The following is a 15907-nucleotide window of genomic DNA, read 5'->3' on the forward strand; positions in this document are numbered from 1 at the left end:
AATCGAGAGGCTGCCGTCGTGGCTCACGCCACACGCTTGGCGCTGCAATTGCAAATGAATTGCAACGGATTCGGCGCCATCGGCGTGACTCCGTTCGTCTGTGGTCATTCCTATGACCACGGCGTTCAATCAACGGTGGCGGAATATTCCAGCGTTGGCGCTGTATACGACGGCGTCGAGCCGATGCTCCGGACGCACGAGATCGAGCTCCGGCGCCCCGAGATCGACCTCGATCTCGCCCCCGACATCCGAAAACCCACACGCCCGCGCCCCGAGCTCGGAGCCGATCCGCAAGAGCTCCTCGGCCGGCGTCCGCCCCCCCGCATCCCTGGTCCGCAAGGCGATGCGCTTGCCCGTGCGGAGCCGCTCGCCGAGATCCACGCACCGAAGATCCTCGAGCGGCGTCGTCATGACGTGGCTGTCGATCCCCGTGCAAAGCAAGGCGCCCGCGCCCACGAGCGCCGTCACGTCCGGCAGTCCATCGCCGAGATCCCGCTCCGTCGTCGGGCACAAGCAAACAAACGCGCCCGCCTCGCCGAGGAGCCGCGCCTCGTGCGGCGCGAGGTGCGTCGCGTGCACCGCCACGAAGCGTGGCGAGAGCACGCCCCGGTCGCCGAGGAGCTCGACGGGTCGTTTCCCGGTTTCCGCGAGGCACGCCGTGATCTCCGCGGGCTGCTCGGCCACGTGTGCGTGCAGCATCATCCCGCGCGCCTCGGCGAACGCCGCGATCGGCCCGAGCCAATCGGGCGGGACCGCGCGCACGCTGTGCGGCGCGACGCCAATGCGGACGTCGGGATCGTTCGCCCACCGCGCGGCGAGCGTCTCCACGTCGGCGAGGGATCGATCGAGGTCCGCGTCGCTGAACCTGCGCTGCGCCCCCTCGGGCGGCTTTCCCGCGCCCGCGCGCGTGTAAATCACGCGAAGGAGCGCGATGCGGAGCCCCTCGGCCTTCGCCGCGCGGATCACCTGATCGGCGAGCACGACGCGATCGTCGTACGGCGTCCCGCCCGGCTGGTGATGCACGTAATGGAACTCGCCCACCGTGCGCACGCCGGCGCGGTAGAGCTCGCGGTACGCGACGCGCGCGATCGCGTGGATGCTCTCCGGCGTGAGCGTGTCCGCGAGCGTGTACATCGAGGTCCGCCAGGACCAGAAATCGTCCGTGCCCGTGGGACCGGGCCGCTGCGCGTCGCCCCGCATCGCGCGCTGGAAGGCGTGGGAATGCGCGGTCGCAAGGGCGGGCAGGAAAAACCTCTCGTTCATGAGCGCCTCGTCGCGAGCGTCACGCGCGGCCGCGATTCATTTGCCCCAGTTGACCTTGGGACGACCGGGCGGGGTGACGTTCGGCATCACATGGTAGAGCGAGCGCGCGAAGAGCGGCAGCGATCCACACGCGGCCTCGCCGAGGTTCTTCTCTTCGTCGGGATCGGTGCGCAGATCGAAGCAGTGGTACTCGGCGTCCCACTCGCGCGCCTGCACCTTGAGCGGCCCTTGCATCACGCCCCAGTTGCGGAACGCGCACTCCCACACGCCCGTGCAGTTCGTGAGCGGCACGGGCTCGACCGTACGCTCGGGCCGCGTGAGCGGGTGGCCGATCATGCGGCGCCGGAAGGGCACGAGCGCAGGATCATCCCATACACCGAGGAGATCGAGGAACGTGGGCGCGAGGTCGAGGTGATAGACGTACGCGTGCTCGGCCGCGCGGATGCTCGCCTCTTCCTCCGGCGCGAGCGTGCCCTCGGGCGCGTCGATCCACGTCGGCACGCGGATCTCCTCCTCGTAGAGCGAGCTCGTGTGCCCCATCTGCCAGTGCTCGCGGAACGACTCGCCGTGATCGGACGTGTACACGACGACCGTGCGCGCGCCCTTGTCGCTCTCGCGCACGTGCCGCAGCAGCTTGCCCACGGCCATGTCCGACAGGTACACGACGTTCTTGTAGTAGTTCAGGAACTGGTCGTTGAGCTCGGGCGCGTTCTTGAAGACCGCCGGCTGGAACGGCGCGTGTTTCTCGTCGTAGACGTAGGGGTAGTGCACGTTCGAGTAGTGCACGACGGCGAAGAAGGGCTCTTCGAGCTCGCCGAACTCCTCGATCACGCGCTCGGTGAGGAGCGCGTCGTACGCGCCTGCGTCGAGATCGGCCATCGTGTCGATGTGCGTCGCGACCGCGAAATGGCTCGCGGGGATGTCTTGCACGTAGAGCCGCGCGTTGCCGAAGATGAGGTTCTGGCTCGTCCAGTACGCGGTATCCCAGCCCGCCGCGGCCGCGTACTCCCAGAGCAGCGGCACGGAATGCAAGACGGCGCGTGGCTCGGTCGGGCGCACGCCGGACCAGATGTTCGAGATGGAGATCGCCGTCGTCGAGTCATGCGCGTGCATCTCGTGGAGGGGCATGCGGTTCGGCATGGCCTCGTTCGAGAAGGGCGTGGCGCAGTCGCCGGCGGGGTCGTAGGCGACGCAGGAAACGTCGGCGCGCTGGCTCTCTTGCAGCACGAGCAGCACGTTGCGCGGCCGCTTCGGCTTCGCGGAGAGCTTCGGCACGGACTCGGGGCGCCGGCGCTCGACGCGCAGATCGGGCGAGTCGTTCGTGAGGTCGAGGTTCTCCTTCACGGTCGCGGTGACGCCGTGGAAGTAGAGGAGATCCGGCGGCGACGACATGACGACCCGGTAACTGACGGGCGTCTTTACCGCGAGGACGAGCACGGCCGGGACGAGGATCGGCGCGACGAGCCGCGGGATCCGACGAGGTCGTACGAACCTTCGCGCGAAGACGAGCATCCCGATCGAGGCCGCGATCGCGAGCACGACCTCGAAGAGCAGCGTCGGGCGGCCGAGCGGCAGGTAGCCGTAGAGCGAGTGCGCGACCGACTTCGAATGGATCTGCCCGTCGAGCGTGAGGTACGTGTTCCACTGCCTGTGGAACGCGCCCTCGACGCCGAGCGCGACCGAGAAGAGCAGGACGAAGAGCCCGCCCACGGCGACGCGGAAGATCCCGCGGGCGCGTGACGCCACGTAGAGCAGGACGGCCCAGAAGACGAAGCTCTCGCAGAGCCCCGCGAGGTAGCCGAGCCGATGCCATCGATCGAGCCGCAGGAGGTGATCGTGCCGGCGCAGGAGATCCGTGGCGAGCACCCACAACATCGGCGTGAGCAGCGCCAGAAACCCGATCCACCTGCGCCGCCGCCGAAGCCGCTTGCGCCGCTGCCCTGCGGGTCCGAGCTGTTTCTTCGCCTTGCGCTTGCCGGGGTTCGTCGTCGCCGTCGTCGCCGTCGTCGCCGTCGTCGCGGCGGGCCCAGGGCTTCCTTCGGTCACGTCCGTCACGTCTTTGATTCGTTCACTTCACGAGGCCCGGCAGCCCTCCGTGCAGGGCCTCCGCGCGCGTCGCCATGTCCCCGCACGCCGCCGCGCCGAGATCGTTCCGCTCCTTCGGATCCGCGAGCACGTCGTAGCAATGCCACGCCGTGTCCCACTCCCGGGCTTCGAGCTTCAAATTCCCCCGCATCATGCCCCAGTTGCGGAACGCGCAGCCCCACACGCCCGAGCAGTTCGTGAGCGGCACGGGCTCCGTGCGTTCGATCGGGCCGAGCAGGCTCTTGCCGAGCATCGCGCCGTACCAGCGCGAGAAGCCCGCCTCGCGCTCGAGGCCGAGCATGTCGAGGATCGTCGGCGTGAGATCCGTGTGGAACACGATCGACTCGCGGTGCGACGCGAGCGCGGCCGTCTCGGCCTCGGTGAGCGTGCCCTCGGGCGCGTCGATCCAGGCCGGCACGTGGATCTCCTCGTCGAGCACCGCGCCCGTGTGCCCGAGCTGCCCGTGCTCGCGGAACGACTCGCCGTGGTCCGACGTGAACACCACGATCGTGCGCTCGCCGAACGGCTGCTCCCGCACGAACTGCAGCATCTCGCCGATCGTCCGATCCTGCAGGTGGACCGCGTCGAGGTAGTAGTTGCGGTACGCCTCGTTGTCCTCGGGCGCCTTGCTATCCATCGCGGGCTGGAACGGGGCGTGCTCGGCGTCGATGCGGTAGGGGATGTGCGTGTTGCCGTAGTGGGCGACCGCGAAAAACGGCTCTCGCATCTCGCGGATGTCCTTGCGGATGCGCTCGGTGAGCAGCTCGTCGCGCGCGCCGAGATCCATGTCTGCGAGCGGATCGAGATCGGTCGCGCCGGTCTGGTGCGAGGTCGGCAGGTCCTGCACGTAGAGGCGCGAGTTCGCGAACATCATGTGGTGGCTGGTCCAGTACGCCGTGTCGTACCCCGCCGCGTTCGCATAATCGAAGAGGAGCGGATAGCCGTGCAGGTCCTCGCGCGAGGCCGTGGGCGGAAGGCCCGACCAGAGCACCGCGAGCGAGATCGCGGTGGTCGAAGCGTTCGAGCGCATCTGGAGCAGCGGAAAGCGCTTCCTTGCCGCGGCGTTCGTCGCCGGCGAGAAGGGGCAATCGTCCGTCGGGGCCGTGCAGTGCGCGTCGGCGCGCACGCTCTCGGTGATGATGAAGAGCACGTTCGGCTGCGTCACACGCGCGCCGCTCGGGATCGCCGTGGCGCGAGGAAGCACGGGCGGCGTGCGTAGCCCAGGGCGGACGTGCTCGGGCGGCCGGAGCCCGGTGATCTGCTTGATCACGCCGCCCATCGCGTGGAGGTAGATCACGTCCGGCGTCGAGGCCTGCACGGTGCGGTACGAGCAGGGGATCACGAAGCCGAAGAAGATCGCGAGGGGCGCGAGGATCCGCGCCGCGCGACCGCTCCGCGTCTGCCTGGGCCGCACGAACCTGCGCGCCGCGACGACCAGCGCCGCGGCGCAGACGAGCGGCGGCGCGATGGCCGAGATGAGGTTTCCGCCGTCCGAGCGCAGGTGCCCGACGACGCTCTCCGAGAACGACGTCGCGAAGAGCAGCGCGTCGAGGTTCACGTACGTCGAGTAGCAGCGCTGGAAGTAGATCTGGACGCCAAGCGTGACCGTCGCGAGCAGCACGAAGAGCGAGGCCGAGATCCAGCGGACGGCGCCGCGCCGCGAGGACGCGGAGTAGAGCAAAAGGCCCCACAGGACCGCGCTCTCGACGATCGCGCCCGCGTAACTCGCGACGTGCTTGCCGCGCAGATCGAGGAGCCTCCCGCCGCGGATGCCAATGTCGACGGCGAGCACGAGCACGGCCGGAGCGAGGAGCACGATCCACGCGAGGAGGCGACGCGCGCGGGCCAGGCGCCGGAGCTTCTGGCTCCTCGGGCCGAGGGAGGCGGGATCGCTCGTCCGCGTGCCTTCCGCGCTGGGATCGAGGGGGTAATTCGTCGCGGACACGCTGCGCGCCCCATCCTAGCCCAAATCACGTCCTGGCGACGAATGGGTGACGTGATTGTAACGAGCGCGCTGGAGGACCGGGGCCTCGCGTTGCCTCGGCCACGGCAGCGGGCGGCCGCAGGGGCAGGGGCCATGCTCCTCCGGACGGTTCGATTTATGCTCCGCCCCGGCCGAAGGGCCGTCCGGAGTCAGCCCATGTCGACGAACACCGAGCCGACAGAACACGCGCGCCTCACGCTGGAGCTCGAGGCCGCGCTCCTGCGCGAGCTGCGCTCGACCTACCAGGACCTCAACGCCTCGTATTTCCGGCGCGCGCTGAAGATCCCGACGATCGAGCTCGGCGACGCAGAGCGTTACCTCGGACGCTGGCACCGGGAGACGCGCTGCATCGAGATCGGCCGGCGGCTCGTGATCGAGCGGCCGTGGGGGATCGTGGTCGAGGTGCTGAAGCACGAGATGGCGCATCAGTACGTGCACGAGGTGCTCGGCCAGACGAGCGAGCAGGCGCATGGCCCCGCCTTCCGCGGGGTCTGCCAGCGGCTCGGGATCGACGCGCACGCCTCGGGGCTGCCCGACGCGCGAGGCGAGGACCCAGGCGAGGCGCGCGTGCTCGAGCGGATCGCAAAGCTGCTCGCGCTCGCCGAGAGCGCGAACGTGAACGAGGCGCAGGCCGCGATGAACGCCGCCCAGCGCTTGATGCTGAAGTACAACATCGACAGCGTCGCAGAGCGGCAAGCGCAGGGCTACGGCTTCCGCCACCTCGGCAAGCCCACGGGCCGCGTGACCGAGGCCGAGCGGCGGCTCGCGTCGATCCTCGGCAAGCACTTCTTCGTGGAGGTCATCTGGGTGCCGGTCTACCGGCCCCTCGAAGGCAAGCGCGGGAGCGTGCTGGAGATCTGCGGCACGCACGCGAACCTGGAGATGGCGAGCTACGTATACGCGTTCCTCACGCGCACGGCCGAGCAGCTCTGGACCACGCACAAGAAGGCAAAGGCGCTCGGCGGCAACCGCGATCGGCGCACGTTCGTGGCAGGCGTGATGGCAGGCTTCGACGAGAAGCTCGGCACGCAACGCGAGATCAACACGAGCGAAGGTCTCGTGTGGGTGAAGGACGCGGATCTCGGGCGGTTCTACCGGCAGCGGCATCCGCGCATCCAGCACGTGAAATACGCAGGCGGGCCCCGCAGCGAGGCGCACGCCGAAGGACGCGCAGCCGGCCGGCGCATCGTGCTGCACAAGCCAGTGGGGCAAGGGCCCAGCGGCGGGATCCGGCTTCTGCCGGGGAAGTCCTGAGCGATCAGGAGCAGCAGAAGAAGTCGCGCCGCTCGACGAACCCGAGCGCGGCGAGATCCTTTCGGATGATGTCCCGCGCCCCGCGCGCGCCCACGGCCACGAGCACGAAGTGCCGCGCGGGATCGAGCGTAGCCGCCGGGACGATCGGCGCCCCGCGCGCCGTGCGGCCGATCTTCCTTGGATCGATGTCCACGAACGCCGTGGCCTTCGCGCCTTCGGCCGCGAGCGCGCGCGAGAGCTTGCGCCCCGTCGGCCCCGCGCCCCACACGACGAACGCGCGTGGATCTCGCGCGAGCCGCGGCGCGAGGTAGTGCGCCTTTGCTTCGATGAAGCGCACGATCGCGTAACGACCGTCGCGGAACGTCGCGCGGCCTGGATGGTGACGCCAGCGCAGCAGCGTTCGATCCACCTTCGCGAGCCCGTAGCCCGCGGCGTGGAGACGGAGCCAGAGGTCGTAGTCCTCGGGCCAGTGCACGTCACGGAACGCGCCCACGGCCTCGAACGCCTCGCGCCGCAGCATCACGGAAGGGTGGCAGAGCGGCGCCTCGACGAAGATCTCGCGGTCGTGATCCTCCGGCGTGAGGATCGCGTTTTGCCACGCCACGTACCGCGCGAGCCCCTCGCCGACGGCCTCGTCCGGGAACGGCTCCACGCGTGTCCCCACGACGCCGAGATGCTCGTCCTTGCGGAGCGCGTCGACTTGCCATCGAAGCCTCTCCGGGAGCGAGATGTCGTCCGCGTCCATCCGCGCGAGGAAGGCCGCGCGCGAGGCCGCATGCGCGCAGGCGAGGGCGCGCGCGATCCCCACGCCGCCGGTTTGCAGCGGCACGACGCGCGGATCCTTCGCGGCTGCGCGCGCCACGATCGCCGGGCCGCCGTCCGTCGAGCCGTCGTCGACGACGAGGACCTCGATCGGCACGTCCCGCTCGGCGAGGATGCCCGCGAGCGCCTCCTCCAGCGTGCTCTCCGCGTTGCGATACGGGATCAGGACGGAGACGAGCGGCGACACGGAGAGGCAGAGCTATGGCAGCCTGCGGCTCTTCCGCAACGACTCGCCGGTCGTGAGCCACTCGCGCGCCTCTTGCTCGTCCGTGAAGCGGCGGATGAACTTATCGGCGCCCGTCTCGCGGGCGAGGCGGCTCATGTGCAGCGCGAGCACCTCGCTCTCGAGCACGGTCGCCATGCGCCGCACGCCCATGGTCTTCGCGAACTCCTGCACGTCGCGGACCACCTCCACCACGTCGGGTGAAGCGGGCCGGAACTTCCGCAGGTCGGCGAAGATCTTGAGATCGGAGCCGGTCATCGTGACGGCCGAGCGGCGCAGCTCCGCGACGAACTGCTTCATCTCGTCGACCTGCACGAGCCCTTCCACCGAGAACTCGATCGCCGTGTTCAGCTTGTCGAGCTTGATCTGGAACATGCGCGGAGCTCCGGGAGTGAGCGCGACCATACCACGCTCCCCCGCTCGTCGAGAACGAGCCGCACGCGTCTTGCCGCGCGGCTCGCTACTTCTTGAACTTGCTCAGGTGCGTGATGAACCAACGGCCCTGCCACGAGATGATCACGCGCACCTCGAGCGACTCCGTCTTCTCGCCGATCCGGTAGCGGAGCTTTCCGCGGAAGGTGCGGTAGTAGCCGATCTTGTTGCCCTCGTCGCCGGGCGGCACCCACTTCGGCTTGGAGCCGAGCTCGAAGCCCTCGAACGTCGCGCCCTCCCAGGACTTGCGCTTCTTGTGCAGGGCGTGGATGTCGCGCGCGTAGGTCCGGTGAAGCTGGTCCCAGTACTTGTCGGGGCCCTTCACGTCCTTCAGCGAGATGAAGGGCTCCTTCGGGAACCAGAACGACTCGCCGCGCGCCGGATCATCGTTCACGATCGCGTCGAAGAGCGCGGCCGCGCGCTTCTGCAGCTCCTCGCTGCTCTCCGGCGGCAGGACCTTGTTGTCCGCCACGTAAGGCGCCGCGACCTCGGCCGCGTCGTTGCCCGCGTCCGAGAGCTCGGCCCTGGTGTCGCCGGACGAAGCATCCGCGGATGGCGCCTCCGCGTCCGCCGCGCCGCCGTCTGCGACGAGGGGCGCAGGGGCGGGCGGCGGGGGCGCGGCGGCGCTCGCCGGGGGGGCCGTCATTTCTCTTTTGGGAGGCTCGGAGGGCGCCTGCGCGCTCGTGCATGCGGTGAGCACGACGAGCGCGAAGGCGCGCGGGAGCGCGAGGCCGTGGCGCAGGATGTTACTTGTCCCTCTCGAGGATGATGAGCTGCACGCGACGGTTCTTCGCGCGCTGCGCGCTCGTCACGTTCGGCCCGAGCGGCTTGTCCTGCCCGTAGCCCTTCGCCACGAGGCGCGAGGCGTCGACGCCGGCCGAGACGAGCCACGTCCGCACGGCCTGGGCGCGCTGCTCGCTGAGCGTCTGGTTGCGCTCGCGCGTGCCCGTGTTGTCCGTGTGGCCCTGGATCTCCATGCGCCGGATCTTCGGGTTCTGCTGCAGGACGTCCGCGATCTCCTCGAGCAGCGTGTTCGAGTCGCCGAGGATCTTCGCCGAGTCGCTCTCGAAGTGCACCTGCCGCGAGATCTTGATCTCGTTGCCCTGCACCTTGACGCTCGCGGCCCGCGCGGCCGGGCGCTTGTTCATCGCGAGCGAGACCTTCGCCTCGTCGTTCAGGCGCACGTCCGCGTCGCTCACGTGGTTCATGAAGCCTGCGGCCTCGGCGCGGATCTTCGTCGCGCCCAGGGGCAGATCGCGGAACGACACCGCGCCCTTGCCGTCGGCCGTCGCCGTCCGCTCCTTGCCCGTCGCGTCGACGATCCGCACGACCGCCGCGGGGATCGCGTCGCCCGTCTCGGCGTCACGCACGACCGCCGAGATCGCGCCGATCTTCGGCAGCGCTTCGAGCGCGCAGTCGACCTCCACGATCGACGGCCCTTGCTGCGGCGGAGGCGTCGCGGGGGCCGGCGCCGCGGGCGGCGGCGGCGTCGCGCCGGGCTGACCAAACGGCGCCGGCGGCGAGAACTGTCCCGGCGCGCCGAACTGACCCTGCGCGCCGAGTTGCCCCGGCTGCGCGCCGAACTGGCCCTGCGCGCCGAACTGCCCCTGCGGGTTGAACTGCCCCGGCGCGGGCTGCGCCGGCGGCGTCGGTTGCGCGGGCGCCTCGGCCTTCGGGAGCGTGGGCGGCGGCGGCGCGACCACGGTCGCCTGGCACGTCGCCGGCTTGTAGCCCGGCGCGCGCACCGAGAACGTGTACGTCCCCGGCTCGAGGTGACGCGTGAGGAACGTGCCGCCGGTGCTCGTCGCGAACGGCGGATCCTGGTTCCCCTCGATGGACACGATCGCGTCGGGGATCACGGCCTCGGGCTTGTTCGTCTCGTGCACCGTGCCGCGGACGAACGACTGCGGCGCCGGCAGGATCACCGGCTCCGGCGGCGGCGGCGGCGGCGGAGGCGGCGGAGGCGGAGGCGGCGGCGGCACCTCCTTCGTGTCGTACGCGTACGCGAGCCCGAGGTAGACGGTCCACGGCGCTTGCGGCGCGATCTCCTCGACGAACACCGACGTCGCCGAGAGGCCGATGTCCACGGCCGCGTGCCCCGAGAGGCCGCGGAACGCCTTGCTGAACGGCGTCACGCGCGCGCCGATCGTGAGGCGCGAGGGCAGCCCCGCGTAGCCGGGGCCGCCGGCGGCTTGCGGATCATCCGCGCTGAAATCGGCGAGCCCGAGGCAAACGTCGCCGCGCGACACGCGGCCCGTATGACACTCGTAGCCTTGCCGGTTCACCGGGACGTCGACCGTGTACTCGACGTACGGCTGCGCGTACCGGAAGGGCAGCTCCACGCCGATCCACGGCGTGAAGAAGTCGACGCGGTTGATCCCGAGCCCGAAGCGCTCGATACGCGAGATCGGCTGCCGATTGCGGCCGTCGCGGTATTCGAGTGCGCGTCCCTCCTCCACCTCGCGCACGAGCTGGCCGGAGTTGTCGACCTTGTAGCCGAGGTTCACGTTCACGCGCAGCGGGAAGCCTTGCCCGCCGGGCTTGCGGAAATCGGCGCTCGCGAGGGCGCGGAAGAACGCGCTCGTGCCTGCGCCCGAGACGCCCACGCTGCCCGTGCCGTTCAGCAGCATGAGCTGCGCCTCGGCGCCGAACGAGAAGTACGTGCCGACGCGCGAGGGCGTGAACAGCTTCAAGCCGAAGTTCGTGTCGCCGAGGACCTGCAGGAGCTGCGGCTTGCCTTGATCGTTCGAGTTCGCGTACGTGCGGATCGCCGCGAACGCTTCGAGGAACGAGAACGGCGTCGCGCTGAGCGCGAAGAACGCGCCGACGTGGCTCGACGCGTCCGCGAGGTTGTCGCGCGTGCAGGTGATCCGCTGGCCGGCTGCCGTCGACAGGTTCGGATCGCAGAGGAAGTTCGAGGTCGAGAAGAAGTCGCTGAGGAACGAGACGCGGAACGTCCCGGCCGCGCCCGAGCCGGCGTACGACGTGCGCAGGAGACCGGTCGAGCCGAACGTGTTCGGCTGCTCGATCAACGTCCGCGCGCGCTCCTCGAGCTCATCGACCTTCGGGGGCTCCACGGCCGTTTCGGGCGGCTGCTCGGGCGGGGTCGCGCCCTGCTGTCCTGGAGCCGGAGGGAGCTGTCCTGGAGCCGGAGGTTGCTGTCCTGGAGCCGGTTGGAACTGTCCTGGAGCCGGCTGGAACTGTCCCGGTTGCGGCTGGAACTGTCCCGGTGGCGGCTGGAACTGACCGGGCGGAGGCTGGAACTGTCCCGGTTGCGGCTGGAACTGTCCAGGTTGCGGCTGGAACTGCCCCGGCGGCGGCTGCGGGCCGAACGGCTGCTGCGCCTTCGCGTCCCCCGTGACCAGGAGGCAGAAGGCCATGGGAAGCGCGGTGAGCGCGACGAGCCGCAGCGGCTCGGCAAAGGAGGCGTTCTCAAGCGTACGCATCGACCCTCGAAAGGCAGCAGGGGAGGGGTCTCTCCCCCCACGGGAGTGGACCGTCCTCGCTACGCGCGCCGTTGTATCATTCCCATGAGAAAGCAGAAACTATCCGGTTGTGTCCTCGTACGGATCGGGACCACCCCGCGGGAAGGACCCCGTGCTAGGAAGGGGCCAGCATGGGTTCCCGCGGCCGAATCCTGATCGTCGACGACGAGGCCAACGCGCGGGCTGCGCTCGCCGAGATCCTGCGTGAAGAGGGGTACACGACGGAGACGGCGGCCGACGGCTTCAAGGCGCTCGGCAAGCTCGAAGAGTTCACGCCCGACGTCGTGCTGACCGACCTCAAGATGCCGGGCCTCGACGGGATCGGCCTCATGGAGAAGGCGCAGGAGTCGCGGACCACGGCGACGTTCGTGGTGATGACCGCGTTCGGCACCATCTCGAACGCGGTCGAGGCCGTCAAAAAAGGCGCCTACAACTACCTGACGAAGCCGCTCGACTTTCAGGTCCTCGAGGTCGTCGTCGAGCGCGCGGTCGAGCAAGCGCGCCTCCTCCAGGAGAACTCGCGCCTCCGGCAGAAGCTCCGCGAGCGCAACGCCTTCGGGCACGTGATCGCCTCGCACCCGAGCATGGTCAAGCTCCTCCGGCTCGTGGAGCAGGTCGCGCCGAGCCGCGCCAGCGTGCTCATCGTCGGCGAGACGGGCACGGGCAAGGAGCTCATCGCCGAGATGATCCACCGCGGCAGCCCCCGCGCGAAGGCGCCGCTCGTGCGTCTCAACTGCGCGGCGCTCAGCGAGTCGCTCCTCGAAAGCGAGCTCTTCGGCCACGAAAAAGGCGCGTTCACGGGCGCCGTCGGCCGGCGGGAAGGCCGCTTCGAGCAGGCGAGCGGCGGCACCTTGTTCCTCGACGAGGTCAGCGAGATCCCGCTCGCCACGCAGGTCAAGCTCCTGCGCTTCTTGCAGGAGCGCAGTTTCGAACGCGTCGGCGGCAACGAGACCTTGAAGGTCGACGTGCGCATCATCGCCGCGACGAACAAGGACCTCCGGCAGCGCATCTCGGAGGGCCACTTCCGCGAGGACCTCTACTACCGGCTCAACGTGGTCACGCTGGAGATCCCGCCCCTCCGCCAGCGCGCGACCGACATCCCCGAGCTCGCGGCCTTCTTCCTCGGCCGGTACGCCGAGGAGAACGGCAAGCGCATCGAGGGGTTCACCGACGACGCGCTCGCGGCCCTCGCGGCGTACGCCTGGCCCGGCAACGTGCGCGAGCTCGAAAATGCGGTCGAGCGCGCCGTGGTCCTCTGCGACAGCCCGCGCGTCGAGCGGCGCCACCTGCCTGCTTCGCTCGACGTGGGCGGCGGCGAGGGCACGATGCCGCCGATCCCTGGCAGCACGATCTACGATCTGGAGAAGTACGCGATCCTCCGGACCCTGGAAGCGTGCAAGGGATCCACCTCGAAGGCCGCGACGATCCTCGGCATCAGCCCGCGCAAGATCCAGTACAAGCTCCACGAGTACACGAGCACCGTGCCCGGCGTGCGCCGGGAGGGCGGTGAAGAAGGCGCATGAGCGAGGCCGGGGCGATCGACGCGGGCGGCGGCGCGGACAGCGGCGGCGCGGACAGCAGCGCGGCGGGGGAGAGCGCGGCCGCGGGCGAGACGTTGATCGAGGTGCGGGGCCTGAAAAAGACCTTCCGCGTGGGCTTCCTCGGCCGGCGCGTCGAGGCGGTGAAGGGCGTCGACTTCGACGTCCGGCGCGGCGAGATCTTCGGCTTCCTCGGGCCGAACGGCGCGGGCAAGACGACGACGATCAAGATGCTGACGGGCCTCATCAAGCCCACGGGCGGCGAGGCGTTCCTCTTCGGCGCGCGCGTCCCGAGCGCGGAGGCGCGGCGCAGGATCGGGTTTCTGCCGGAGAACCCTTACGTCTACCCGTACCTGACCCCGCGCGAGTTCATCACGCTCTGCGGCCGCCTCTCGGGCCTCACGGGCGCCGCGCTCGCGTCGCGCACGCAGGCGATGCTCGCGAAGGTGGGCATCGCGTACGCGGCCGATCGGCCGGCGCGCCGCCTCTCGAAGGGCATGCTGCAGCGGACGGGGCTCGCGGCGGCGCTCGTCTCGGATCCGGAGCTGCTCGTGCTCGACGAGCCGATGAGCGGCCTCGATCCGGTGGGACGCAAGGAAGTGCGTGATCTCATCCTCGAAGAGCGCGCGGCGGGCCGGACGATCTTCTTCTCGACGCACATCCTGAGCGACGTCGAGGCGATGTGTGATCGCGTGGCCATCCTGCGCGAGGGGCGGGTCGTCGTGGGTGGCGCGCTCCGCAAGCTCCTGCGCGGCGACGTGCTTCGAACGGACGTGACGCTCGCGGGCGCGAGCGAGACGCTGCGTCGATCGTTCGAGGAGCAAGGACACGTCGTGCGGACACGCGCGGACGTGGTCGTCGTGGAGATCGAGGGCGAGAAGCAGGTCGGCGACGTGCTGCGGGCGGCGCTCGACGAGGGCGCGCAGGTCCTCGAGGTCGTCCCGCGGCGCGAGACGCTCGAGGACCTCTTCATGCGCCGGGCGCTCTCGCAGGGGCTTGCCCGCGAGGATTGAATCCCTCCCGGAATCGCTCGGCGAATTCTTTCATCAACGGTCCATACTCCGCGGGATCCGGAAACGCCTCGAAGCTGTGCACGGCGGGTGTGCTCGCCCAGGGTAGTTTTTCCCGGGTGCTCGTTTCGATGAACGGCCAGAACCAGCTCGGATCGTCGAGCATCGTCGCGCGGACGATGACGAGCGTGTCCATGCCGGGGGGCCGGTTGAACATCCAGCTCTTGCAATACGGGCAATAGAAATGGCGGACCGGGCCGTGGAGCGCGCCGATCACGGGCTCGCCCTGCGTCACCTGAAAGCCGTCGCTCGGAAGCAGAATGCTGAGCGAAAAGGCGCTGCCGCTCATCCGCTGGCAGCCGCTGCAGTGGCAGGCCAGCGTGACCATCGGCGGGGCCGTGATCTGGAGCCGGACCTGACCACAACGACATCCGCCTTCCCAAGGCAATTTCCAATCGCTCATCTCGCCTCCCGTTCGGGGATGTGTGGCAGGTTTGCCTGGCAGTCAAGGCATTGGCGGCGCGTGGCTGGGATCGACGGCTCGCTCGGGTGGTCGGCGTGGGGTTCGGACACCGTCCGATTCACGGTGCGGCGCACGCCGAAGGCCGCGCTAGGCTCGCCGCCTTCCTGGAGGAATCATGCGCTTTTGGCTTCGATCGCTCGTCCTTCTCTCCCTCACCTCGGGCCTGCTCGCCTGCGGGGATGATTCGAACCCGAACGGCCCGGGCGGCGACTGCACCTGCTCCGTGTCGATCCAAGACGACGCGCGGGACCTTGCGTGCGGCGAGGCGGCGTGTGTCGGGCCGATCGACGACGACCGGTGGGTGACCTGTGGCGAGGGTGGCTCGGTCATCGGAAACAGGCTTTGCATTCTCGATCGCTGGGAGGCGACCACGGCCAAGGCGTTCGACTGCGACGGCCGGCAGACCTGCGCCCCCGGCACGTATTGCGTCGTTCGCGCCGGCGAGCCGCCGCGGCAGACCGAGTGCAGGCCCGTTCCCGCCGGGTGTACGCCGACGACGAACGGCAGCGACTTCTGCGATTGTTTCGAGTCGGATACGATGATGGCTGGCGTCTGTAGCGGTGCGAGCCCCGGGATCTGGAGCTGCGATTACACCGATCCGCACGCGATGACGGTCTTCTGCAACGATTGAGCCCCACGAAGCAGGCTCAACTCGGGAACAGCAGCCGCAATGCGACCCGGGCGACGTGATCTTCCACGATCCGACGCCCGGCTTCGCCTCCCACACCCGCGATTTGCTCGAGGTCCGCGTCCGCGAGGAGCGCGAGGTGCATGATGAGGCCGGTCATCGTCTGGATCGTCAGCCGCGCCTCGGTGACGCCGAGCCCGCCCATGTTCCCGAGCAGCGACGCGAACGCGTCGAGCATGGGCCCGCGCACGTGCCGGGCCCGCTGGGGTTCGAGCTGCCCGAGCTCGGCGTTGAGCCGCGCGCGTAACTTGAGGCTGTGCCGCTCCGAGACCGCGAATCCGTAGATCCGCCGCGCCGCCTGCTCGATCCCGAAACGTGCGTCCGGTTGGGTGGTGAGCGGCGCGAGCTCGACGACCAGCGCGCCGAACCGCGCGTAATACGCGTCGAGGCACGCTTCGAGCAGGCTCTCCTTGGTCGGAAAATAATAGTGAATCGTCCCCAGGCTCACGCCCGCGCGCGTCGCGACCTGCCGGACCGACACGTCGACCTCGCACTCGTCCGATTCCATCAGCTCCTGTCGCGCCGCGGCGACGATCCGGTTCCAGGTCTCCTCGGAGCAAGCATCCTTGGGGCGCACCATCGATGGCGCGGTAGCATACC

Annotated in this window: 13 protein-coding genes; 4 read left to right on the top strand and 9 right to left on the bottom strand. The window is 69.5% G+C overall.

The annotated features are described in order from the left end of the window. Nucleotides 1-129 precede the first annotated feature (129 nt). The 3 genes from POL67_RS13635 to POL67_RS13645 are packed head-to-tail and all read right to left on the bottom strand — an operon-like array spanning nucleotide 130 to nucleotide 5293. Nucleotides 130-1299: a formimidoylglutamate deiminase gene (locus POL67_RS13635; protein WP_271930805.1), complete on the bottom strand. Its 1170-nt coding sequence runs from the start codon at nucleotides 1297-1299 to the stop codon at nucleotides 130-132. Continuing rightward, the gene (locus POL67_RS13640) at nucleotides 1300-3309 is read right to left on the bottom strand and encodes an LTA synthase family protein (protein ID WP_271917739.1); all 2010 of its coding nucleotides are present in this window, start codon (nucleotides 3307-3309) and stop codon (nucleotides 1300-1302) included. 22 nt (nucleotides 3310-3331) lie between these two features. Beyond that, a complete protein-coding gene (locus POL67_RS13645; RefSeq protein ID WP_271917740.1) occupies nucleotides 3332-5293 on the bottom strand; it encodes a sulfatase-like hydrolase/transferase in 1962 nt (653 codons plus the stop codon). Nucleotides 5294-5488: 195 nt separating this feature from the next. Here POL67_RS13645 and POL67_RS13650 point away from each other — a divergent pair, with 195 nt between their 5' ends. Beyond that, complete coding sequence (locus POL67_RS13650; RefSeq protein ID WP_271917742.1) at nucleotides 5489-6586, top strand: DUF2786 domain-containing protein; 1098 nt, start codon at nucleotides 5489-5491, stop codon at nucleotides 6584-6586. A 4-nt stretch (nucleotides 6587-6590) separates the two neighbouring features. Here POL67_RS13650 and POL67_RS13655 read toward each other — a convergent pair whose 3' ends face one another. From POL67_RS13655 to POL67_RS13670, 4 genes are all read right to left on the bottom strand, one after another. Continuing rightward, nucleotides 6591-7595, bottom strand: coding sequence for a glycosyltransferase (locus POL67_RS13655; protein WP_271917743.1), 1005 nt, complete (start codon nucleotides 7593-7595; stop codon nucleotides 6591-6593). A 12-nt stretch (nucleotides 7596-7607) separates the two neighbouring features. Next, complete coding sequence (locus tag POL67_RS13660; RefSeq protein ID WP_271917744.1) at nucleotides 7608-8006, bottom strand: STAS/SEC14 domain-containing protein; 399 nt, start codon at nucleotides 8004-8006, stop codon at nucleotides 7608-7610. A gap of 85 nt (nucleotides 8007-8091) precedes the next feature. Continuing rightward, nucleotides 8092-8709, bottom strand: coding sequence for a hypothetical protein (locus POL67_RS13665; protein WP_271917745.1), 618 nt, complete (start codon nucleotides 8707-8709; stop codon nucleotides 8092-8094). A gap of 100 nt (nucleotides 8710-8809) precedes the next feature. Further along, the gene (locus tag POL67_RS13670; protein WP_271917746.1) at nucleotides 8810-11509 is read right to left on the bottom strand and encodes an OmpA family protein; all 2700 of its coding nucleotides are present in this window, start codon (nucleotides 11507-11509) and stop codon (nucleotides 8810-8812) included. A 170-nt stretch (nucleotides 11510-11679) separates the two neighbouring features. Here POL67_RS13670 and POL67_RS13675 point away from each other — a divergent pair, with 170 nt between their 5' ends. Both POL67_RS13675 and POL67_RS13680 read left to right on the top strand, forming a co-directional pair. Beyond that, nucleotides 11680-13071, top strand: coding sequence for a sigma-54-dependent transcriptional regulator (locus POL67_RS13675; RefSeq protein ID WP_271917747.1), 1392 nt, complete (start codon nucleotides 11680-11682; stop codon nucleotides 13069-13071). Then, complete coding sequence (locus POL67_RS13680; RefSeq protein ID WP_271917748.1) at nucleotides 13068-14099, top strand: ABC transporter ATP-binding protein; 1032 nt, start codon at nucleotides 13068-13070, stop codon at nucleotides 14097-14099. The genes POL67_RS13675 and POL67_RS13680 overlap by 4 nt, the downstream gene beginning before the upstream one ends. On the opposite strand, the gene POL67_RS13685 is transcribed toward POL67_RS13680, so the two are convergent. Then, nucleotides 14056-14559, bottom strand: a complete 504-nt coding sequence (locus tag POL67_RS13685; protein WP_271917749.1) for a GFA family protein — start codon at nucleotides 14557-14559, stop codon at nucleotides 14056-14058. The genes POL67_RS13680 and POL67_RS13685 overlap by 44 nt on opposite strands. 175 nt (nucleotides 14560-14734) lie before the next feature. Between POL67_RS13685 and POL67_RS13690 the strand changes: the two genes are divergently transcribed. After that, entirely contained in the window at nucleotides 14735-15250 is a 516-nt protein-coding gene (locus POL67_RS13690; RefSeq protein WP_271917750.1) for a hypothetical protein, read from the top strand. Nucleotides 15251-15266: 16 nt separating this feature from the next. Here POL67_RS13690 and POL67_RS13695 read toward each other — a convergent pair whose 3' ends face one another. Next, nucleotides 15267-15887, bottom strand: coding sequence for a TetR/AcrR family transcriptional regulator (locus tag POL67_RS13695; protein ID WP_271917751.1), 621 nt, complete (start codon nucleotides 15885-15887; stop codon nucleotides 15267-15269). Between the last annotated feature and the right edge of the window lie 20 nt (nucleotides 15888-15907).

The organism is Polyangium mundeleinium (genome assembly GCF_028369105.1).
In the GTDB taxonomy this organism is placed as follows: domain Bacteria; phylum Myxococcota_A; class Polyangia; order Polyangiales; family Polyangiaceae; genus Polyangium; species Polyangium mundeleinium.